This window comes from Acinetobacter pittii (genome assembly GCF_022449185.1).
Lineage (GTDB): Bacteria > Pseudomonadota > Gammaproteobacteria > Pseudomonadales > Moraxellaceae > Acinetobacter > Acinetobacter pittii_I.
This window is the reverse complement of sequence record NZ_JAKUKO010000001.1, coordinates 332,487-353,001: the sequence shown is the minus strand read 5'-3', so window position 1 is coordinate 353,001 and position 20,515 is coordinate 332,487. Positions and strand designations below refer to the sequence as shown.

Genomic DNA, 20,515 nt, shown 5'->3' with positions numbered 1-20,515 from the left:
TTGGTTTATTAATCATTATCGCTCAAAATATACCCCTCTTTCATAATGTGAGAATTTCATGACTGATGCTTTGGTTTTAAGAGATTTGTCCAAAACATATCGTAATGGTTTTCAGGCGTTAAAAGGTATTAACCTCACTGTGCCTGAAGGTGAATTTTATGCGTTGTTAGGCCCAAATGGTGCCGGCAAATCAACAACCATTGGTATTATCAGTTCCCTCACGAAAAAAACCGAAGGAACAGTTGAGATTTTTGGACATAATCTCGACACTCATCCATCCTTGGCAAAACAACAACTTGGTGTCGTCCCTCAAGAATTTAATTTTGGACAGTTTGAAAAAGCGTTCGATATTTTAGTCACCCAAGCTGGTTATTACGGTATCCATAGAAAGATTGCAGAAAAACGTGCCGAGCATTATTTAGAAAAACTAGGTCTATGGGAAAAGCGTAATATACAAGCACGCATGCTGTCTGGTGGTATGAAACGTCGCCTCATGATTGCACGTGCCATGATGCATGAGCCTAAACTTCTTATTTTAGATGAGCCTACCGCAGGTGTAGATATTGAGTTACGCCGTTCTATGTGGGATTTTCTGACCGAAATGAACGAAAGCGGTACTTCTATTATTTTGACTACACATTATCTCGAAGAAGCAGAAATGTTATGTCGTCAAATTGCTATCATTGACCGCGGTGTCATTAAAGAAGACACCAGCATGAAAAGTTTTTTAAACCAGCTGAGTGAAGAATCTTTTATTTTTGATTTGGCAGAACCTATTGCCCCACTCCAGTTAAATATTATTGGTGTGAAGTTCAACTTAATTGATAGCAGCACTTTAGAAGTGACGATGGATAAGGCACATACATTAAATGACTTATTCCAACTTTTAGAATCACAAGGTATTCGTGTTCGTAGTATGCGAAACAAATCGAACCGTCTAGAAGAGCTATTCGTCAAAATGGTTGAGAAAAATCTTGAAGGAGAGGCAAAATGAATTTTAGCCAACTGCAAATTGCCCTCTGGACTCTAGTTCGCAAAGAAGTACGCCGATTTCTACGCATTTGGCCACAAACCTTATTACCACCTGCAATCACGATGAGTTTGTACTTTGTCATTTTTGGTAATTTGGTTGGTTCGCGCATTGGACAAATGGGCGGCGTGAGCTACATGCAGTTTATCGTACCCGGCCTGATTATGATGGCGGTTATTACCAACAGTTATGCTAACGTATCTTCAAGTTTCTTTAGTGTGAAATTCCAAAAGAGCATTGAAGAACTGATTATGAGTCCTGTGCCACTACATATTATTTTGTGGGGCTATGTCATTGGTGGTATTTGCCGTGGTGTATTGGTCGGAGCAATTGTGACGACAATGAGTATGTTCTTTACAGACCTTTTTATACATAACTGGTTCGTAACTATATATACAGTCTTAATTACATCGGTTCTTTTCTCATTAGGTGGTTTTATTAATGCAGTTTATGCAAAATCATTTGATGATATTTCTATTATTCCAACATTTGTCCTTACACCTTTGACCTATTTAGGTGGTGTGTTCTATGCCATTAGTGCACTTGGCCCTTTTTGGCAAAAACTTTCTTTAATTAATCCTATTGTGTATATGGTTAACGCTTTCCGTTTCGGTATTTTAGGTCATAGTGACGTGAACGTTACGTTCTCTTTAATCATTGTGACATTATGCTGTGCTGTACTTTACGGAATTGCTTACTATTTACTTGCTCGTGGTTCAGGAATGCGTGAATGAGTGTCGAACAGTCTTTATTGGGTAAAGAAACTCAATATCCTACTAACTATCAACCTGATGTTTTATTTCCAATTGCTCGTGCTCAGTCTCGTGAAGCCTACTCGCATATTGAAGGTATTACACAAGGTAAAGATTGGTGGCATGTTTTTGAAATTTCATGGTTAAACGCTCATGCTATCCCGCAAGTTGCTATTGGCAGAATTACACTACCAGCTTCTTCACCAAATTTGATTGAATCAAAGTCATTAAAACTTTACTTCAATAGCCTCAACTTCACTCAGTTTGACTCTAAACAGTCGTTTATTGAAACGGTTGAAAAAGATCTCTCAGCTGCGGCAGGTGCAAAAGTTGAGTTAACGTTATTTCAAGTAGATGATTTAGAGATTTCTAAGCCTCAAGGCATTTGTATTGATGACCTAGATCCAGAGCGTTTAGAGCAACATCCAGATGCGACTCTTTTAAAACGAGATACGTCTGATGAAGAAGTAGAAATTGAACTATATTCTCATCTTTTAAGAAGTAACTGCCCAGTCACGGGACAACCGGATTGGGGTACAGTTTTTATCCGTTTTAAGGGCAAAAAACCTTGTTATCGTAGTGTTTTAGCTTATATTATCTCGTACCGTCAGCATAACGGCTTTCACGAACAGTGTGTCGAGCAGATTTTTGCGGATATTTGGCAAAATTTGCAGCCTGAAAAGCTGATGGTTTATGCAACTTATACTCGTCGCGGCGGACTTGATATTAACCCTTGCCGAGTATCGGATCTTTCATGGATGCCAAAACCGATTCGATTGGCACGACAATAAAACGAATAATTTGAGGATACACCATGCCGTTTTTTGGTTTTACCCCTTCTGAAGGCTTATTGAACGATATACAAACTGGAATTGCGAACAAAAATTCTAGTGAGCCTTTATACCCACTTCGCGATAAGATTGCTTTACAACTTAATGAAGAGATTATTGATAATGTCTTAATTCAGTTAGTTCAGCACTTCCCTGCAAGTGAAAAGCGCGATACTGCCGAAAAACTAGCAGGCTATGTCAAATCAACAGTCGCTGTTCTTTTAAAACAATTGTTAAGCAAAGCGCCAAACGATGTTGTTAAACAGTCAGTAGAGTTCTCTGAAAAAAGCTTATTTAAAGATCCACAAGGTCAATATAAAGTAGGTGTAACTCTAGATCCTAGTTTAGTCACTAATCTTCAGCATAACTTCACTGAGCTTAAGGCGGGTAACGATATCAATAAAGCTGCATTGGCTGAACTGTATAAACAGTTTGGAGATGCTATGGTTAAACATTTTATGTCTGATTTTAATAAGACATTAGACCTTGGCATGATCAAGCGTAAAGCAGCTGATATTGGTGCGGCAGCTGTAACAAAAGCAGTCCATATTGCGATCGACAAACTCATCCCTAGCTTAAATCGCACTGAACTAAAAGCGATGGCTGAATATCACGAAAGTCTATTCTTTAACTAATAAGAAATAGCCTATCGGAAACCTAGCGAGAGCTAGGTTTTTTTATTGCAAAATATTGATATACATTGCCATTAATCAGGTTTATGTTAGCATGCGCCAAGCACTGATTGACCTAGTTAACGCCGCATGTCTCCTAGCCCACAATATAAGTTTTTACGCCAAGCTCCTCGAGATGGTCTTAGCACCGCTATGCAACCATCAAGGTGGCAACAACTCCACATTGATCCGTGGTTATGTCTATTTTTGCTGTTAAATGCGCTATTAGGTTTAACCGTACTATATAGTGCTTCGGCGCAGGATGTAGGGCTGGTCAGTAAACAAGCCATGAGTTTTGGTATTGGCTTTTTAGTGATGTTTGGTCTAGCACAAATTCCGCCTAAGGTCTATCAAGCGTTTTCCCCCTACTTTTATTTGTTCGGCCTATTTTCGCTTGTGGCAGTTATGGTATTCGGTGAAGTCCGAATGGGTGCTCAGCGCTGGATTGATATTCCGGGTTTCGGAAGTGTCCAACCCAGTGAGTTCATGAAAATCGGCATGCCGATGATGATTGCATGGTTTTTAGCACGAAAACCTCTTCCCCCTAGTTTTTCACAAGTTGTTTTATCATTAATGTTAATTGGTATTCCCTTTTTACTGATTGCAGAACAACCTGATTTAGGGACATCACTTTTAGTATTAGCAAGCGGTATATTTGTCTTATTTTTAAGTGGACTATCATGGGGGATGATTGGGGCAGCTGCCGCATGTGCAGCAATCGTAATTCCGATTGCGTGGGAATTTCTTTTACACGACTATCAACGCCAAAGGGTTTTAACTTTACTTGACCCCGAAGCAGACGCACTCGGTACGGGTTGGAATATTATTCAATCTAAAACTGCAATTGGTTCTGGTGGTTTTTCAGGTAAAGGCTTCCTTGAAGGCACCCAATCACATTTACACTTTTTACCCGAAGGACATACTGACTTTATTATTGCTGCATACTCCGAAGAATTTGGACTCATCGGTGTACTTATTTTAGTAATCCTTTATTTTGCCATTATTTTTAGAACATTCCAGATCGGTTTACAAAGCTTCCATAACTATGGACGTTTAGTTGCTGGCGCCTTTGGTTTGTCTTTTTTTGTTTATGTATTTGTAAATGCGGGAATGGTCAGTGGTATTTTACCTGTAGTAGGTGTTCCTTTACCTTTTATGAGTTATGGCGGAACAGCTATTATTACTTTAATGGCCACCTTTGGTTTAGTCATGTCCATTCATACACATCGATAATCTGGAATTTTAAAACGATATGTTGTCTCAACACTTAAATAAAACTTTAAAAATGCTCGCTTTGTGTACTGGTTTAATCAGTACAAGTCATTTCGCTCAGGCCAACGATTTTGCCACACATCCTGATTATTTGAATTTTAAACAAAAAACGATGAATGCTTATGGCTTAAGTAGCGTCCAAGTCGATGCAGCCATGAGTGGTGCAAAAAATTTACCAAACATTCTAAATATTATGACTCGCCCAGGTGAAAGTAAGCCTTGGTATGACTATCGTTCTATGTTCTTGGTGGAAGGCACAATTCAACGTGGTGTTCGTTTTAAAAATCAATATGCAGATACATTAAATCGCGCAGAACAACAATATGGTGTAGCTCAATCTGTCATTTTAGGTATTTTGGGCGTTGAAACAGGTTATGGTGCAAATAAAGGTTCTTTTATTACACGTGATGCTTTAGCTACCCTTGCTTTTGGCTACCCTCGCCGTGCTGAATATTTTGGTGATGAGCTAGCTGCTCTTATTGCATGGACTTATAAAGAAGGCTATCCAACAAATAGTATTGTAGGTTCCTATGCAGGTGCAATTGGCTATCCACAATTTATGCCAAGCAATATTAGTAAATATGGCGTAGATTATGACGGTAATGGACATATCGACTTAAGAAACTCAGCAGAAGATGCTATTGGATCAATTGCAAACTACTTAGCAAAACAAGGTTGGCAACGCGATCAACCGATTGGATTTATGGCACGTTACACTGGGTCAAATCCAGAAAGTATTATTGCTAAAGACTTAACGCAACCTTTTCCATATGGTGCATTAAAGACACTCGGTATTTCTCCATTGAATCCTTTAGTTAAAATTGATGATCTCGATATGGTGAATGTTATTCAATTACAAGACTATAATGGTCCAATTTACTATTTAACTTACCCGAATTTTCAAGTGATTACGACTTATAACAAGAGCCGCATGTATGCTACTGCTGTATGGTTATTAGGCACCGAAGTAGCTAGCCGATAGGCTAGCTTTTTTATACTTTATATAAAAGTCAATAAATATTTTTGTTAAATAGATCACAATATATACATTTTTAATAATTTGTTACAATTTAGATTATTTTTTAACCTAAAACTGTAAGTTTTTGCCCTTTTTGTAAAGATTTTTCGTTAAAGACTAGACACTCTCCGTAACCGATGAATATTATCCACCCCAATATAGCAATTGCAAAAGTGAATAATAAGGCATGTTCACTTTAAATTTCGGTCAATGGCTGGAAGAAAAAAGTACATGTTCTCAGGAGTTTATACAAATGCAGTTATCGCTGAAATACGTTCTTGCACTGACGGCTAGTTTAACTATGGCCCCATTGCACGCTGAAATGGTGCAATCATCATCATTAAACAGTGATGTAGATGGTCCTAATTTAGCAGCACGTGTATTGAGTAAAGATACTCAAAACTTTAATTCTCGTTTTTCTAACATTAACAGTCTTTCAATCACTGAACGTTCTGGCGATCAAATCCGTCGTCAAGCTATCGCAGCAAAAATTGAAATCCCTGAAGATGAGCCTTCAGTGATTGAAAAACTTAACACAGTAGCTTCAAATACTGTTCGTAAGTTTAGCCAAACTGGTATGGCGTCTTGGTATGGCCGCCAATTCCATGGTCGCAAAACTGCAAGTGGTGAAACATTCGACATGAATGCTTTAACTGCTGCTCACCGTAGCCTACCGTTGAACTGTTATATTCGAGTAACGAATAAAGACAATGGTAAAAGTGTGGTTGTAAAAGTAAATGACCGTGGTCCTTTCCATGGCAACCGTGTACTTGACCTATCATACGGTGCAGCTAAACGTCTTGGTATTACCAATGCTGGAACAGCTAAAGTAAATATTGAGCGTGTTGATGGCCCAACTTCATAAGTTATAGCCTCTCGAGTTCATGTAAAAAGCCGCAATTTTTTCTGCGGCTTTTTTATATTTTAAGTTATCAAAATAATTCCTAACTTAAAGTTAAAAAATCCTCTTTTTCTGCCCCTTATCCAGCTCTAAATTTGAATATTTTTTAAGCAAAAAACTATGTTTATTTAATATAAGCCAATTTTACGTCTAATTTGCGTTTAGAGCGTCTTTTAAAAATTCGCGCTACCCTAGCACCATTTTTCCAAAATAAAGGCTATTTATGGCGTTTTTAGAGTAGATGAGTAGAGCTTTTTCATACAATTTTCCTATCAATCTCAAAATCCCCCTTTTTTAGATGATTTCATCATCTAGCAACACAGAAAAAATATTATGAAAAATTGTCCCATTATTGAGGTCGAATTGACCACCTTTTCAACCACAGTCACATTATTTTTTCGCTTGCCCTTTCTTAGGTATTTTTAATACAACGCTCCCTATAGTTGAATAGTGTTAGTTTCTTGTCGAGATCCTCAAGAACAGGCTAAAATATACTCACAAAAAATAAATCAAAGTTAAAACAAGGAGTGTGCTACTAATGAAATCCATTACTGAATGGTTTGATGAATATAGCGAAAGTCATCAAAATCCAACCAATAAACAAATTCACTGGCTTTGCGTTCCCGCCATTTTATTTTCTATTATTGGAATCATTGCACATTTCAGCACATTGCTTACTGCTTTATTACTTGTGTTGACCTTAGTATTTTATGCACGTTTAGATCTTGTACTTGCTGTGGCAATGGCTGCTTTACTTGTTGTTATGGCATGGCTCATTTATACCCTACCTGTAGGAGTCGGGTTTTATATCGCTATTTTTGTGATTGCTTGGGTTGGACAATTTTACGGACATAAAGTCGAAGGCAAAAAGCCCTCGTTCTTTAAAGATTTACAATTCCTACTAATTGGACCAGTTTGGTGTATGGATGCTTATCTCTCAAAAATCTTACCTAAATGGAAAAGCAGACAAAAACAAGCTCTTGCTTAAAGATTAACTTAAAGCTGAATCCTTTCGATTCAGCTTTTGCATGTTAGTAATTTATTAGAAAATTTATAAAATAAAAAAATCCTAAACTTGCTATCACACTTAAAAGAACTTTTTTTAGGTACATAGCGATTACAATACAAAAGATTGCTGCATAAATATAAGGATTATTTATCATGCCTCTTAAATGATCACCATCGAAAAAAATAACTGGAATACAAATTGCAGTTAACAAACAAGGTGCAGAATAGTTAAGCATCTTATTCAGAATAAGAGGCAATTTAATTTTTACTTGGGGCTCTAAAAAATAATAGCGATTAAAAAAGACGATTGCTGCCAAGCCTAAAATCATAAACCAAGACATATTATTGCTCCTTACCCATTTTTTCAGTTAAAACAGCAATCAACATTCCCATCAATCCTGAAAGTAAAATCGCACCCTCAATTTGATAAAATCTAAATAAAAACCCACTTAAACAAGTTGTTAGCACACCAGCTATGACCGGAAATCCTTTACATAACGGCACAATCATGGCAATAAAAATAGCAATGATCGAAAAATCCAAATGGTAATTTAAAAGATCAGGTATCACTGTCGCCAGCAGTATTCCCACCAAACTAAAAGCAACCCAAAATAAATAAAAACACAGTCCAGCTCCGAGCAGATATTCCGAACTTCTTTTTTCAAATGGAGCACTCACCGCAAACAATTCATCTGTTAATAAAAAGCCTAAACTCAATCGTTTCGGTAGGGTCAAAATAGAAATGTCATTTCTTAAAGTTAATGCATAAATAAAATGCTGAGCCGTTAAAAAGAAAATAGTCAAATAAATTGTAAAAACAGATGCACCTTCCATAGCCATGCTTAAGCTAACCAACTGAGCAGCTCCAGCAAAGACGAGTCCAGACATTGCTAGTGCTTTATAGAAAGATAATCCTGCATGAATTGCCATAGATCCCGCTAAGATTGCCCACGGAATAACAGAAATTGACAATGGTAAAATATCCATTGCACCACGTAAAAATAAATAGGATGGCTTATTTTTTGAAAACCCAACTGGCTGATTAAGCTGAATATTCATATATAAAATCCAATATAAGAAACATCTCTATACCATGCTTGATGAGTGCTGACTTATATTGGATAAAATTGCTTTAAAACTAATTTATTTATATGTTCAAACTTGCTACATATTGAGTGGGTGTGACGCCCATTGCTTTTTTAAAGTGACGGTTAAAATGGCTTTGATCAGAAAAACCACATTGTTGTGCCACCATGGCAATTTGGTTCCCCTGTTTTAATAACTGTCTTGCTTTTTGTAAACGTGCTTGTACAAGCCAAGCATGAGGTGGCAAACCTACATATTTTTTAAATTGTCTTAAGAAATGCCAAGCGCTCAAGCCGACCATGTCAGCCAAATCTTGTAAAGAAAAGTTTGTTTCAGGCATTTCTACAAGTAATTCTTTAACTCTTAATATTTTTGAATATGCTTCTGGTAACTCACAAAAAGTATGATTTGATTTACCATGTCTCTTCATAAGACAAGCTAAAGTTGTTAAATACATCGTTTCTTTGAGTAGAAAATTATCTTTTTGTTCTAATAAATCAAAAAGCAAGCAAAGCTGTTGAGCCAAACCTAGGTCGCGAATCACGGCTTGAGGAAACCATGGTGCGCCATGTGGATTTTCAAAAAAATCTTGACTAACTTCTGCCAACATTTCAGGTGTTGGATAGATCGCTCGATAACGCCACCCTGACTCAACAGCCGATGAACCAGTATGAATCTCGTCAGCATTGACTAAAATAATATCGCCTTTAGGAGCTACATGTAGCTTTCCCGTCCTAAAAAAAGACTGTGCTCCTTCTTCAATCACACCAATACAGTACCCTTCATGAGTATGTTTTGAAAATTGTGTTTGGTGATAATGTGCTTTTAATAACTCTAAACCGCCCAACTCTCGCACATGCAGATAATCGGCTTGCTCCCGCTGCATAAATACGTCTCATCTATTCAATAAAAAAACCATAGCATGTTTTAATAAACTGAATAGAACAAAATTGCTCTATGAAAATAATCTGATTAAACGTTCAAGTGAGCTTTATTGATAGATCTGTCCGTCATGTTTAAGCCATCCACCTTCATGACGACCTTGTGGATCGTGATGAGTCCAATGTAGTACACCACCTTTTGGGTTGTATTCATATTCGCCATAAAACTCAACGATGTCACCTTTATTTAGATTAGAAATTTTAGGTGCCAAATCGATATTATGTGCAACCAAAATTGAAAGACCATTTTTTAATACTAGAATGAATTTCTGGTGTCTTGACCCATCATTATCATCTCTTAAAATTGCTTTGACTCGACCACTTCCCTGCACTTGAACATTACTTTGTCTCTGCTCATAAGCAGCTTTTACAGTGTCCACCCCATTATTTGAAAGTGTAGTTTCATTACGCTGAGCTGCGGGTATAGTTGATGATGGTGATTGACTTTGCTTATGCCCAGATAAATCCAGACCAAAATACGCAGCAATCAATAAAATAATCACACCACCAATACTGAGATTTTTTTTATTTGTCATTGTATACCCTTATTTTAAATGAGATAAAAAAAGCCCCAATGGGGCTTTTTTTATTGTGATACGAATTACTTCGCAGCAGCTTGAGCAGCAGCAACTTCTTCAGCGAAGCTAAGTTCTGCTTTCTTCTCAATACCTTCACCAACTTCGAAACGTACGAATTCAGCAACAGTAGTACCAGTTGCTTTTAATACATCAGCAACTTTCTTGTCGTTATCGATTACATACATTTGACGATCAAGAGCAACTTCGTTCAAGTATTTATCAACTGAACCAGTTACCATTTTCTCAACGATGTTAGCTGGCTTACCAGATTCTAACGCTTTCGCTTCAGCAATTTCTTTTTCTTTAGCGATAAGGTCAGCAGGAACAGCTTCAGCATTTACAGCTACTGGGTTGAATGCAGCAACGTGCATTGCAATACCTTTACCAGTATCAGCATCACCAGTATAAGAAACTACAACACCGATTTTTAAACCGTGTTTGTAGATAGCCAAGTTTTCGCCTTCAACGATTTTCGCGCGACGAACTTGGATGTTTTCACCGATTTTTTGAACAAGTGCAATACGAGCTTCTTCAACTGATTGACCGTCTGCTAATTTTAATTCAGCGATTTTAGCAGCATCAGTTTCACCAGCAGCTAAAGCAGCAGTAGCAACTGCTTTAGAGAAGTTAGAGAAGTTTTCGTCTTTAGCAACGAAGTCAGTTTGACAGTTAACTTCAACTAAAATTGCTTTGTTGCCTTCTTGAACGATTGTGATTGCACCGTCAGCAGCAATGTTACCAGCTTTTTTAGCAGCTTTAGCTTGACCAGATTTACGAAGGTTATCAATAGCAAGCTCGATGTCACCGTTCGCTTCTGTTAATGCTTTTTTGCATTCCATCATTGCAAGACCAGTACGGTCACGTAATTCTTTTACCATGCTTGCAGTAATTGCAGTCATGTTGATCTCCTAAAATCGGTAGAAAATAAATCTTTTCAACAAAAACGGCCCAAAGAAACTCTGGGCCGTTTGCACTCTCGACGCTTAATTTGCCACCATTACATGTCGCAAAAATGACAAGCCTGCGTCAAAACGCATTAAGCCTCAGAAGCGTCTTTCGCAGCGTCATCGCCTTTTGCTTGAGCGTTCGCTTGAGATTGAGCGTATTCTTTACCAGCAAGAATTGCGTCAGCCATAGCTGAAGCATATAGAGTTACTGCACGGATCGCATCATCGTTACCAGGAATAACGTAATCAACGTTGTCTGGGTTAGAGTTTGTATCAACGATACCGATAACAGGAATACCTAAGTTCTTAGCTTCTTTGATTGCAATCGCTTCGTGATCAACGTCGATTACAAATAATGCGTCAGGTAAACCACCCATGTTTTTAACGCCGCCTAAAGAGCGCTCAAGTTTTTCCATCTCACGAGCACGTTCTAAAGCTTCACGTTTAGTAAGCTTAGCAAAAGTACCATCTTGAGATTGAGTTTGAAGATCTTTTAAACGGTTGATAGATTGGCGAAGTGTTTTCCAGTTCGTCAACATACCACCTAACCAACGGTGATCTACATATGGTTGACCAGCGCGTTGAGCTTGTTCACGGATGATGTTAGAAGCAGCACGTTTTGTACCAACGAACAAAACTTTGTTCTTTTTGCTTGCTAATTGGTTAGCGAAGTTCAAAGCATCATTTAACGCAGGAACAGTGTGCTCAAGGTTGATGATGTGAATTTTGTTGCGCGCGCCAAAAATGTATTGACGCATTTTTGGGTTCCAGAAACGAGTTTGGTGACCAAAGTGCGCACCTGCTTGAAGAAGGTCGCGCATGCTTACGTTGTAATCTGCCATTTTCTTTACCTTAAAAGTTGGGTTAGGCCTCCATATATCCGCATTCTCCACCTTTTTACGGGCACCCAGAGTAATGTGACGATATATGTGCGGATTTTTTACTCCATCTATCAAAATTGTTCGCAAAAGATATTCACGAAAAGCATTTGATAAAATGGGCGGCTATTTATACCATAGACACTTGTAAATTACCAAAAGTTTTTAGAGATCATGAACAGTACTTATACAGCTCCACGTCGATTAATCAAAACTCCAGATGAAATTGAAAAAATGCGCATTGCAGGACGACTGGCGGCTGAAGTTCTAGAGATGATCAAGCCACATATTAAGGCAGGTGTAAATACACTTGAACTTGATACCATTTGTCGTAATCACATTGAAAATGTGCAACATGCTATTCCTGCATGTGTAGGCTATGGTGGAGCTCCTGGGCGCCCTGCTTTTCAACACTCTATTTGTACTTCGGTTAACCATGTTGTCTGTCATGGTATTCCCTCTGAAAATAAAATTTTAAAAAATGGTGACATCCTTAATATTGACGTTACTGTCATTAAAGATGGTTATCACGGCGATACCAACATGATGTATGTCGTTGGTGGTGAAACTTCTATTTTAGCCAACCGTCTATGCAAAGTTGCTCAAGAAGCGATGTATCGTGGGATGGCAACTGTTAGAGATGGTTCATATTTAGGTGATATCGGCCACGCAATCCAAAAGTATGTCGAATCAGAACGTTTTAGTGTAGTACGCGAATATTGTGGTCACGGTATTGGAACTGTTTTCCATGATGAACCTCAAGTACTCCATTATGGTCAAGCTGGTACAGGTATGCGTCTGGAAGCAGGTATGACTTTTACAATTGAACCTATGGTAAATGCTGGCGTATGGCAAACTAAATTGTTAGGTGACAAATGGACTGTCGTAACCAAAGACCATAAACTTTCAGCTCAGTATGAACATACCATTTTAGTTACCCAAACAGGCATTGAAGTCTTAACTGCTCGTCCTGAAGAAGACTTATCTCGCTTCAATTAATATTTTAACAAACTTAAATAAAAGGCTACTTTGTGTAGCCTTTTATTATTTATTATGTACTCTTTATTAATAAATCTTTCTAAATATAAACGAATACTTCAAAAAAAATTACAATTATTAATTTTTAATACACAATCTATTCCATAAAACACGGTATGGTGGGCTCAATAAAAATCAGTAAACAAATGTCGGACATGGAGTCCTTTTATGATGAAAAAGTCATTATTTTGTATGACAGCTGCCTTTTTTGCTCTGCCAACATTCACTTATGCCGCTTCACCATATTTTAGTTTTAAAGATGGCGATGGCTTCAAACGTTTTTCTGTCTCTGCTGGTCCTTTATATGTCAAACCAACAGGAAAAGCTCAGCCTTTACATGTAAATACTGCAATCGCAGAAGGAACAAAAACAAGAGTAGGAGATGTAAAAGGTGATTCAGTATTAAATTCCATTGATGAATCACAACCAAATGCAACAGCTAAAAAGGCATTACTCAAAGGTGTATTAGATTTCGAGAGAAATACACTTCTTAACCTAGGGTTGCCTGGTATCGTATCTTATAAAGGTGATGACGGAGCTCAGTATCTAAGAGCAGATACCGCAGGCTCTGCAGTAATTAATGGCCTCTCCTCTTGGGATAATCCTGGTACTGGTCTTGAAGCTGATGATGTAACAACACTAGGTTTAATGACAAGTTATTTCTTTACAGATAATGTTTCATTAGAAGTGAAAGCTGGCATTCCGCCTAAAGTCGATCTACAAGGTAAAGGTAAAATCTATGCCCCTCTTACGGGTACAGCCACTCCAGAAGATTTAGGTGTAATTGTCGGAGACCTACCGCTTAAAAATAATATTTTTATTACCGATCTTGAAGCCCATGGAAGTGCTGCATCAGCTCGTGCCTGGACACCAGCTTTTGAACTTCAGTACCATTTTGGCAAGACTGGCGTAAATAAGTTTAGACCTTATGTTGGACTAGGTGTGATGTATGCCTATTTCAGTGAACTGGAAATGAATCCTGAAATTGAAAATGATTTAATCAATGCAGGTCATATGATTGTGAATATTAAAGATGGTAAAGCTGGGGCTGCTCTTGACCGTAAAAAAAGTTCTGGTGATCCTAAAGTAGACCTTGAGGCATCTGACGCAATTGCGCCCGTAGCAACTTTGGGTTTCACCTATGACTTCAATGACAAATGGTATGCGGTTGGTTCTGTCTCTTACGCTCACTTAAAAACGGATACGACCATTACAGTCAATGATGCCAAATATGGTGAATTAATTAATGCAAAAGCAGATATCGAAATTAATCCAATTTTAGGTTATGCCGGTATTGGTTATCGCTTCTAATTTTTATGTCACCCAAAGCTATAAAAACTTATGCATGTTTTTATAGCTTTCTTTTTTCCACATTTTGCTTCTTTTTAAATCAAAATGCTAAAAAAATGAGCACTTTTATAAAGCCGATTGAAAAAAATTACTGCCTTCCTCTCTTATGAGCATTTACTGATTTATTTCTGTTTTTTAATTAATTTTATTTTTAATAAACTAACTCAATAGAATTAGAAAGTAATTTTTCCTTTTTAGTAAAATTAATTTTTTGGCACAAGCTTTGCTTTATTCATAGCAAGATGAGTCAACGATGATTCAATGAATAAACCAAGACGGCCAACGATGTCCGCTCTGATCGGTCTGCAGATAGGCAATAAATTGCCATGCAAATTAAAATTTCGTTCAGTTCAGAGGGACGGCGTATGTCTTCAAATATCAATCTAGATGCAAAAAAAGCAACTGAAATAAAATTATTTAGCTTTTCTACTCCTGCAATGCGCGCTTTCCACATGACTTGGCTCGCATTCTTTGTGTGCTTCTTCGCATGGTTTGCTTGTGCACCATTAATGCCTGTTATTAAAGGTGAGTTCGGCTTAACCAAAGACCAAATTGCCAATATCAATATTGCCGCCGTTGCAATTACGATTTTAGTACGACTTGCTGTCGGTCCACTTTGTGATAAATATGGCCCGAGGATTACCTATACAGCTCTTCTCTTGCTTGGCAGTATTCCTGTATTTGGCGTTGCTGCTGCTAACAGTTATGAGTCTTTTTTATTCTTCCGCTTACTAATTGGTGCAATTGGCGCAAGCTTTGTTATTACGCAATACCATACAAGCGTTATGTTTGCACCTAACGTTGTAGGTACAGCAAATGCTGCGGCAGCTGGTTGGGGTAATGCTGGTGGTGGTGCAACCCAAGCTCTAATGCCTTTATTGCTCGGTGCAATTGTTATGTTCGGTGTCGAACAAACTATGGGCTGGCGTGTTGCATTAATCGTACCAGGCGTAATGATGGTCATTGTTGGTATTCTTTATTGGAAACTCACCCAAGACTGCCCTCAAGGAAACTTTAAAGAAGTCCGCGCACAAGGTATTGAAGTTGGCAGTGGTAAAAAAGGTGGTATGGCTATTTTAATGCAAGCTGCTCGCAACTACCGTGTCTGGATTTTATTTGTGGCTTACGGTGCATGTTTCGGGATTGAAATTTTTATCCATAACGTTGCAGCAATGTACTATGTCGACCAATTCAAAATGGATTTAAAAACTGCTGGTTTAACCGCGGGGATATTTGGTCTTCTTGCACTCTTTGCTCGTGCACTTGGCGGTATTATTTCCGATAAAGTCGCACTCAAAAAAGGTTTAGATGGCCGCACTAAAGTACTAGTGCTCATGATTTTAGGTGAAGGCTTATTCTTAATTCTTTTCTCTCAAATGAATGTGGTTGCTCTTGCAATTATTTCCATGACCATTTTTGCCTTGTTTACTCACATGGCTTGTGGCGCGACATACGCTCTCGTACCATTTATTGATCGTAATGCTTTAGGTGGTGTTGCAGGCATTATTGGCGCAGGTGGCAATGTGGGTGCTGTTGCAGCTGGTTTCTTATTAAAGGGTTTGCTAGATGTTCAAACTTGTCTATTTATTTTAGGTGGTTTGGTTATGGTCGCAGGCTGTAGCGTAATTCTAATTCGCTTCACGACTGAACATAAAGAAAAAGAACAAGTCCTTTTTGAACAAGCATTACTGGAACGTAACTCTGCTGCTTAATTTTTACAAGAAGCAGAGATCAAAATGATGTCTGCTTCTTTAATTTTCTTCTCATAAAATAAGATCCTTAAGAACTTTTTAATTCTTCTTAAATATTCCCTCCAACTATATCGATATTTTTCGATATATCTTCTACAATAAATCATCATTATTATAATTTTCCATTAATCATGACTAAAACTGGCAACCAATTTTCTCAGTCCCTCATCTATATGCTGATTGGCAGTGCAATTATTCTGGCCCTTTCATTAGGTGTCCGTCATGGTTTCGGTCTCTACCTTGTACCAATGAGCCATGAATTTGGTTGGGGACAGCATGTTTTTAGTCTTGCGATAGCCATGCAGAACCTGATCTGGGGAGCTGTTCAGCCTTTTACTGGAGCAATTGCAGATAAATATGGCAGTAAAGTTGTAGTTGCTGTTGGTGGTTTACTTTATACCCTAGGCCTACTTTTAATGGCTTTTAGTTCAAGTGTACTCATTTTGAATTTAAGCTTAGGTCTTATTATTGGTTTAGCTTTATCAGCAACCTCTTTTACTGTTTTACTGAGTGCAGTAGGCCGAGCTGCCCCTCCAGAAAAAAGAAGTATGGCAATGGGTATTGCCAGTGCAGCAGGCTCTTTTGGTCAGTTTATTATGCTACCTTCCACCCTTCTCTTGCTTAAAACAGTAGGATGGTCGTCAGCTTTAATGGTGAGTGCGCTGTTAATTGCGCTTATCATTCCCCTAGCGTGGATGCTAAAAGGACCAAGCAATCAAACGCCAAAAGCAATTGCTCAACCTCAGCTCACATTTAAACAAGTACTGAATATTGCTAGAAAACATAAGCCGTTCTGGTGGTTAGCTTTAGGCTTTTTAGTTTGCGGATTTCAGGTGGTCTTCTTAGGTGTTCATCTACCAGGCTATTTAATCGATCACGGCTTTGATGCAGCTACAGGAACTGTGTTTCTGGCACTAGTAGGACTATTTAATATTGTGGGAACTTATGGAGCAGGTTGGCTAGGAGATCGATTCTCAAAACCTAAATTATTAATGGCGCTTTACGGTAGCCGAGGCATCGCAATCATCGCATTTTTACTATTACCTCTAAGCACTTATACGGTATATGCTTTTGGCGTCATTATGGGACTTTTATGGCTCTCTACAGTTCCACTTACCAATGGCATTGTCGCGAATATGTTCGGTGTTAAATACCTTTCAATGTTAAGTGGTATTGTGTTTTTCACCCATCAAGTCGGTTCTTTCTTTGGCGGTTGGCTTGGCGGTGTTAACCATGACTTAACAGGTAATTACAATGCGATTTGGCTATGTTCAATAGCTTTGAGTATATTAGGGGTAATCGTACATTTCTTTGTAAATGAGGAGGCTGTTATTCATGACGCATAATGCCTTACTTTTGAAAACAATTATGACTTTGCTCGTGATTACTCTGCTGGCCTGTTCAATCATTTTGTGGAAACAAACTCCTGATTTGTTTGTATATTTCAATCAAGCATTTTGTGCCCACTAGAGATACAAACAACCAGACACATACTGCAAATTGTCATAAAAATATAAAAAACCTATGGTCTAATGAAAATAAAAAAGCCCGCAAATTTGCAGGCTTTTTTATTGAAAACTTATTTAAAATCAAAACAAACGATTCATACCATTAAGCGCAGCTACACGATATGCTTCAGCCATTGTTGGATAGTTAAATGTCGTTTCAACGAAATATTTCAAGGTATTGTTTGGGCTGTGCATAACTGCCTGCCCAATGTGGATAATTTCGGCAGCATTATTACCAAAACAGTGAATACCTAAAACTTCTAAAGTGTCGCGGTGGAAAAGTATCTTCAACTCACCCACGGTATCACCCGTAATTTGTGCACGAGCCAAATGACGGAAAGAAGCTTGACCCACTTCATACGGAATTTTCTCTTCCGTTAATTCCTGTTCATTCTTACCAATCGAAGAAATTTCAGGAATTGTATAGATACCTGTTGGAATATCACGCACTGGCTTCGCATCTTCACCACTCATGTTCGCACCAGCACAACGTCCTTGGTCATAAGCAGCAGAAGCAAGTGAAGGCCAACCAATAACATCACCAGCAGCGTAGATGTTTTCAACTTCAGTTTGATACTGATCATTTACAGAAAGTTGACCACGACTATTTGGTACTAAGCCAACATTTTCAAGACCCAAACCTTCTGTATTTCCTGAACGGCCATTACACCAAAGAATCGCATCAGCTTTAATCTTTTTACCACTTTGTAAGTGTAAAACAACATGGTCATCAAACGTTTCAAGATGATCCATTTGCTCGTTGTGGCGAATTAACACCCCTTGCTCACGTAAGTGATAAGAAAGAGCATCAGCAATTTCATCATCTAAATAACTTAATAGTTTTTGCTGAGTATTGATCAAGTCAACTTTATGATCTAGACCAATAAAGATTGAGGCATATTCACAGCCAATAACACCTGCGCCGTAAATAATGATTTTTTGAATTGAATAATCAAGATCAAGGATTTTGTCCGAATCGAATACGCGAGGATGATCAAAGTCTAAACCTTGCGGATGATAAGGACGACTACCTGTCGCAATCACGATTTGCTTACAGATAATTGTTTCTTTAATACCTTCATGGCTAAAAACTAAAACTGTATTTTTATCTTGAATATATGCACGGCCATGGAATACACCGATTTTGTTACGATCGTAAAAACGTGTATGTGTATCAACTTGTTGTTGAATTACTTTGTGTGCATTACGCAAAACCTGCTTCATGGTGAACTGTTTCCATTCACCTACTTTTTGAAACATTGGATCACGTTGATAGCGGATAATACTAGATACTGTTTGACGCAATGCTTTACTTGGAATAGTCCCTACGTGAGCACAGTTACCACCAAGTTGATCACGCACATCTACAATTGCAACACGCTTACCCGCTTTTGCAAGCTTCATTGCCGCGCCTTCACCTGCAGGTCCAGAACCGAGAACTACCGTATCGTACTTAACGAAATTCCCACTAACGACCTCTTTTTTACGTGGCATTGAAAGCTCCTTCCTCACTTGAATGACCATATTTTATAATAAATTATGGCTAATATGCGGTGAATTTATGTATTTCTCAACCCTATATTTCTGAATAACCACATTTATTATATGAATAGTTATTTTCCGCTATTAACTGCAGAAGTTCGCTATAATACAATGTCAATGTCTCTATAAACGAGTGGAAAAGTTAAATATGTCAGAACACCGTAAACCTGAACAGGGTGTAAAACTTCGTGGCGCAGAAAAAGTCGCAAGAATTCCTGTAAAAGTTGTACCTACGGTTGAAGTGCCGCGTAAACCTGACTGGATTCGTGTCAAGATGACGGCACCAGAAGAAGTTCAGCGTATTAAAACGACTTTACGTGCTCAAAAACTCCATACCGTTTGTGAAGAAGCTGCTTGTCCAAACCTACCAGAATGTTTTGGTGGTGGTACAGCAACATTCATGATCATGGGTGATATTTGTACACGTCGTTGCCCTTTCTGTGATGTAGCACATGGTCGTCCAAATGCACTCGATGCAGATGAACCTCGTCATATGGCAGAGACAATTGCTAATCTTAAGCTCAAATATGCGGTAATTACTTCGGTTGACCGTGATGACTTACTTGACGGCGGTGCACAACACTTTGTTGACTGTATCAAAGAAGCTCGTGCACTAAGCCCAAATACATTGCTTGAGATTTTAGTACCAGATTTCCGTGGACGTATGGATATTGCTTTACGCATTATGACTGAATGTCCGCCAGACGTATTTAACCACAACATCGAGACTGTGCCACGTCTATATAAAGCAATGCGTCCAGGTTCAGACTATCAACATTCTTTAAACTTATTAAAAATGTTTAAAGAGTACTGCCCTGATATCCCAACAAAATGTGGTTTGATGGTGGGTATCGGTGAAACTGAAGAAGAAGTTATTGCATTGCTTGATGACTTGCGTGCTCACGATGTTGACTATGTGACTATTGGTCAATATTTACAGCCATCTAAACAACACGCGCCAATTGACCGCTTTGTAACACCAGAAGAGTTCGAACGTTATGCCGAGCATGGCCGTAAACTTGGCTTTAGAAATATTTGGTCTGCACCAATGGTTCGTTCAAGTTACTTTGCTGATCGTCAATACCACGGTGAACCAGTACCAGAAGTTCGTCGCAAAGTAGATCCAGCTAAAAAAATCGCTGTTCAAGTTGTCGAAGCTTAAAAATTAAATATCTGTAAAAGCCCTCTACTTCAGAGGGCTTTTTATTTGTATAAGAAAATCAATAACATTTCTTGACAAATCGATAAAACAACCCATTACACTTTCACTTAAAAATATCTTATACCTAAAAGTACGATATATCCCTGCTCTAGCATATACATCAATTGCGACATAAAAAATTAAATTTAAACAGCATTAAAAATTAGCTAGTTAAGCCTTAAATCTCTCCTCGCTTTTTTGTAACTTATAACT

The 20,515-nt window shown here is 38.2% G+C and carries 20 protein-coding genes; 13 read left to right on the top strand and 7 right to left on the bottom strand.

Going from position 1 to position 20,515, the window contains the following annotated elements; all coding sequences use genetic code 11:
- Nucleotides 1-58: 58 nt before the first annotated feature.
- The 8 genes from yadG (at nt 59) to MKX14_RS01555 (ending at nt 7,462) form a co-directional block, all read left to right on the top strand.
- Nucleotides 59-994, top strand: a complete 936-nt coding sequence (gene yadG, locus MKX14_RS01590) for an ABC transporter ATP-binding protein (protein WP_017386538.1) — start codon at nt 59-61, stop codon at nt 992-994.
- Nucleotides 991-1,764, top strand: a complete 774-nt coding sequence (gene yadH / locus MKX14_RS01585; protein WP_002118099.1) for an ABC transporter permease — start codon at nt 991-993, stop codon at nt 1,762-1,764. Before yadG ends, yadH begins: the two co-directional genes overlap by 4 nt.
- Entirely contained in the window at nt 1,761-2,573 is an 813-nt protein-coding gene (gene queF, locus MKX14_RS01580) for an NADPH-dependent 7-cyano-7-deazaguanine reductase QueF (RefSeq protein WP_240281588.1), read from the top strand. Before yadH ends, queF begins: the two co-directional genes overlap by 4 nt.
- A gap of 23 nt (nt 2,574-2,596) precedes the next feature.
- Nucleotides 2,597-3,247, top strand: coding sequence for a hypothetical protein (locus tag MKX14_RS01575; RefSeq protein WP_002118229.1), 651 nt, complete (start codon nt 2,597-2,599; stop codon nt 3,245-3,247).
- Nucleotides 3,248-3,373: 126 nt separating this feature from the next.
- Nucleotides 3,374-4,516, top strand: coding sequence for a rod shape-determining protein RodA (gene rodA / locus MKX14_RS01570; RefSeq protein ID WP_046811647.1), 1,143 nt, complete (start codon nt 3,374-3,376; stop codon nt 4,514-4,516).
- A 19-nt stretch (nt 4,517-4,535) separates the two neighbouring features.
- The gene (gene mltB, locus MKX14_RS01565) at nt 4,536-5,537 is read left to right on the top strand and encodes a lytic murein transglycosylase B (protein ID WP_240281587.1); all 1,002 of its coding nucleotides are present in this window, start codon (nt 4,536-4,538) and stop codon (nt 5,535-5,537) included.
- Nucleotides 5,538-5,826: 289 nt separating this feature from the next.
- The gene (locus tag MKX14_RS01560) at nt 5,827-6,438 is read left to right on the top strand and encodes a septal ring lytic transglycosylase RlpA family protein (RefSeq protein WP_046811649.1); all 612 of its coding nucleotides are present in this window, start codon (nt 5,827-5,829) and stop codon (nt 6,436-6,438) included.
- A gap of 574 nt (nt 6,439-7,012) precedes the next feature.
- Entirely contained in the window at nt 7,013-7,462 is a 450-nt protein-coding gene (locus MKX14_RS01555; RefSeq protein ID WP_002118194.1) for a DUF962 domain-containing protein, read from the top strand.
- A 43-nt stretch (nt 7,463-7,505) separates the two neighbouring features.
- On the opposite strand, the gene MKX14_RS01550 is transcribed toward MKX14_RS01555, so the two are convergent.
- The 6 genes from MKX14_RS01550 to rpsB form a co-directional block, all read right to left on the bottom strand.
- Nucleotides 7,506-7,823 carry an AzlD domain-containing protein gene (locus MKX14_RS01550; protein WP_108011227.1) on the bottom strand — a complete coding sequence of 106 codons (318 nt, stop codon included), beginning with the start codon at nt 7,821-7,823 and terminating at the stop codon, nt 7,506-7,508.
- A 1-nt stretch (nt 7,824) separates the two neighbouring features.
- Nucleotides 7,825-8,541 (bottom strand): AzlC family ABC transporter permease, encoded by a 717-nt coding sequence (locus MKX14_RS01545; protein ID WP_240281586.1) that lies wholly within the window; start codon nt 8,539-8,541, stop codon nt 7,825-7,827.
- Nucleotides 8,542-8,629: 88 nt separating this feature from the next.
- Nucleotides 8,630-9,454, bottom strand: coding sequence for an AraC family transcriptional regulator (locus MKX14_RS01540; RefSeq protein WP_240281585.1), 825 nt, complete (start codon nt 9,452-9,454; stop codon nt 8,630-8,632).
- A 105-nt stretch (nt 9,455-9,559) separates the two neighbouring features.
- Nucleotides 9,560-10,045 carry a DUF3465 domain-containing protein gene (locus MKX14_RS01535; protein ID WP_057070211.1) on the bottom strand — a complete coding sequence of 162 codons (486 nt, stop codon included), beginning with the start codon at nt 10,043-10,045 and terminating at the stop codon, nt 9,560-9,562.
- Nucleotides 10,046-10,110: 65 nt separating this feature from the next.
- Complete coding sequence (gene tsf / locus MKX14_RS01530; RefSeq protein WP_002118238.1) at nt 10,111-10,986, bottom strand: translation elongation factor Ts; 876 nt, start codon at nt 10,984-10,986, stop codon at nt 10,111-10,113.
- A gap of 137 nt (nt 10,987-11,123) precedes the next feature.
- Complete coding sequence (rpsB, locus tag MKX14_RS01525) at nt 11,124-11,876, bottom strand: 30S ribosomal protein S2 (RefSeq protein WP_002118204.1); 753 nt, start codon at nt 11,874-11,876, stop codon at nt 11,124-11,126.
- A 210-nt stretch (nt 11,877-12,086) separates the two neighbouring features.
- On the opposite strand from rpsB, the gene map reads away from it, so the two are divergent.
- From map to MKX14_RS01505, 4 genes are all read left to right on the top strand, one after another.
- A complete protein-coding gene (gene map / locus MKX14_RS01520) occupies nt 12,087-12,911 on the top strand; it encodes a type I methionyl aminopeptidase (RefSeq protein ID WP_108011233.1) in 825 nt (274 codons plus the stop codon).
- 207 nt (nt 12,912-13,118) lie between these two features.
- Nucleotides 13,119-14,261, top strand: coding sequence for an OmpW/AlkL family protein (locus MKX14_RS01515; protein WP_002118130.1), 1,143 nt, complete (start codon nt 13,119-13,121; stop codon nt 14,259-14,261).
- A gap of 404 nt (nt 14,262-14,665) precedes the next feature.
- Nucleotides 14,666-16,012, top strand: coding sequence for an MFS transporter (crnA, locus tag MKX14_RS01510; RefSeq protein WP_046811654.1), 1,347 nt, complete (start codon nt 14,666-14,668; stop codon nt 16,010-16,012).
- Nucleotides 16,013-16,182: 170 nt separating this feature from the next.
- Complete coding sequence (locus tag MKX14_RS01505; RefSeq protein ID WP_119685355.1) at nt 16,183-17,397, top strand: MFS transporter; 1,215 nt, start codon at nt 16,183-16,185, stop codon at nt 17,395-17,397.
- Between the two features lie 243 nt (nt 17,398-17,640).
- Here MKX14_RS01505 and sthA read toward each other — a convergent pair whose 3' ends face one another.
- Complete coding sequence (gene sthA / locus MKX14_RS01500; protein WP_002052850.1) at nt 17,641-19,053, bottom strand: Si-specific NAD(P)(+) transhydrogenase; 1,413 nt, start codon at nt 19,051-19,053, stop codon at nt 17,641-17,643.
- Nucleotides 19,054-19,249: 196 nt separating this feature from the next.
- Between sthA and lipA the strand changes: the two genes are divergently transcribed.
- A complete protein-coding gene (gene lipA, locus MKX14_RS01495) occupies nt 19,250-20,263 on the top strand; it encodes a lipoyl synthase (RefSeq protein WP_002118167.1) in 1,014 nt (337 codons plus the stop codon).
- Nucleotides 20,264-20,515 lie beyond the last annotated feature (252 nt).

Coding starts and splice junctions, on each gene's coding strand:
- yadG (WP_017386538.1), top strand. CDS start 59: ATGACTGATGCTTTGGTTTTAAGAGATTTGTCCAAAACATATCGTAAT.
- yadH (WP_002118099.1), top strand. CDS start 991: ATGAATTTTAGCCAACTGCAAATTGCCCTCTGGACTCTAGTTCGCAAA.
- queF (WP_240281588.1), top strand. CDS start 1,761: ATGAGTGTCGAACAGTCTTTATTGGGTAAAGAAACTCAATATCCTACT.
- MKX14_RS01575 (WP_002118229.1), top strand. CDS start 2,597: ATGCCGTTTTTTGGTTTTACCCCTTCTGAAGGCTTATTGAACGATATA.
- rodA (WP_046811647.1), top strand. CDS start 3,374: ATGTCTCCTAGCCCACAATATAAGTTTTTACGCCAAGCTCCTCGAGAT.
- mltB (WP_240281587.1), top strand. CDS start 4,536: ATGTTGTCTCAACACTTAAATAAAACTTTAAAAATGCTCGCTTTGTGT.
- MKX14_RS01560 (WP_046811649.1), top strand. CDS start 5,827: ATGCAGTTATCGCTGAAATACGTTCTTGCACTGACGGCTAGTTTAACT.
- MKX14_RS01555 (WP_002118194.1), top strand. CDS start 7,013: ATGAAATCCATTACTGAATGGTTTGATGAATATAGCGAAAGTCATCAA.
- MKX14_RS01550 (WP_108011227.1), bottom strand. CDS start 7,823: ATGTCTTGGTTTATGATTTTAGGCTTGGCAGCAATCGTCTTTTTTAAT.
- MKX14_RS01545 (WP_240281586.1), bottom strand. CDS start 8,541: ATGAATATTCAGCTTAATCAGCCAGTTGGGTTTTCAAAAAATAAGCCA.
- MKX14_RS01540 (WP_240281585.1), bottom strand. CDS start 9,454: ATGCAGCGGGAGCAAGCCGATTATCTGCATGTGCGAGAGTTGGGCGGT.
- MKX14_RS01535 (WP_057070211.1), bottom strand. CDS start 10,045: ATGACAAATAAAAAAAATCTCAGTATTGGTGGTGTGATTATTTTATTG.
- tsf (WP_002118238.1), bottom strand. CDS start 10,986: ATGACTGCAATTACTGCAAGCATGGTAAAAGAATTACGTGACCGTACT.
- rpsB (WP_002118204.1), bottom strand. CDS start 11,876: ATGGCAGATTACAACGTAAGCATGCGCGACCTTCTTCAAGCAGGTGCG.
- map (WP_108011233.1), top strand. CDS start 12,087: ATGAACAGTACTTATACAGCTCCACGTCGATTAATCAAAACTCCAGAT.
- MKX14_RS01515 (WP_002118130.1), top strand. CDS start 13,119: ATGATGAAAAAGTCATTATTTTGTATGACAGCTGCCTTTTTTGCTCTG.
- crnA (WP_046811654.1), top strand. CDS start 14,666: ATGTCTTCAAATATCAATCTAGATGCAAAAAAAGCAACTGAAATAAAA.
- MKX14_RS01505 (WP_119685355.1), top strand. CDS start 16,183: ATGACTAAAACTGGCAACCAATTTTCTCAGTCCCTCATCTATATGCTG.
- sthA (WP_002052850.1), bottom strand. CDS start 19,053: ATGCCACGTAAAAAAGAGGTCGTTAGTGGGAATTTCGTTAAGTACGAT.
- lipA (WP_002118167.1), top strand. CDS start 19,250: ATGTCAGAACACCGTAAACCTGAACAGGGTGTAAAACTTCGTGGCGCA.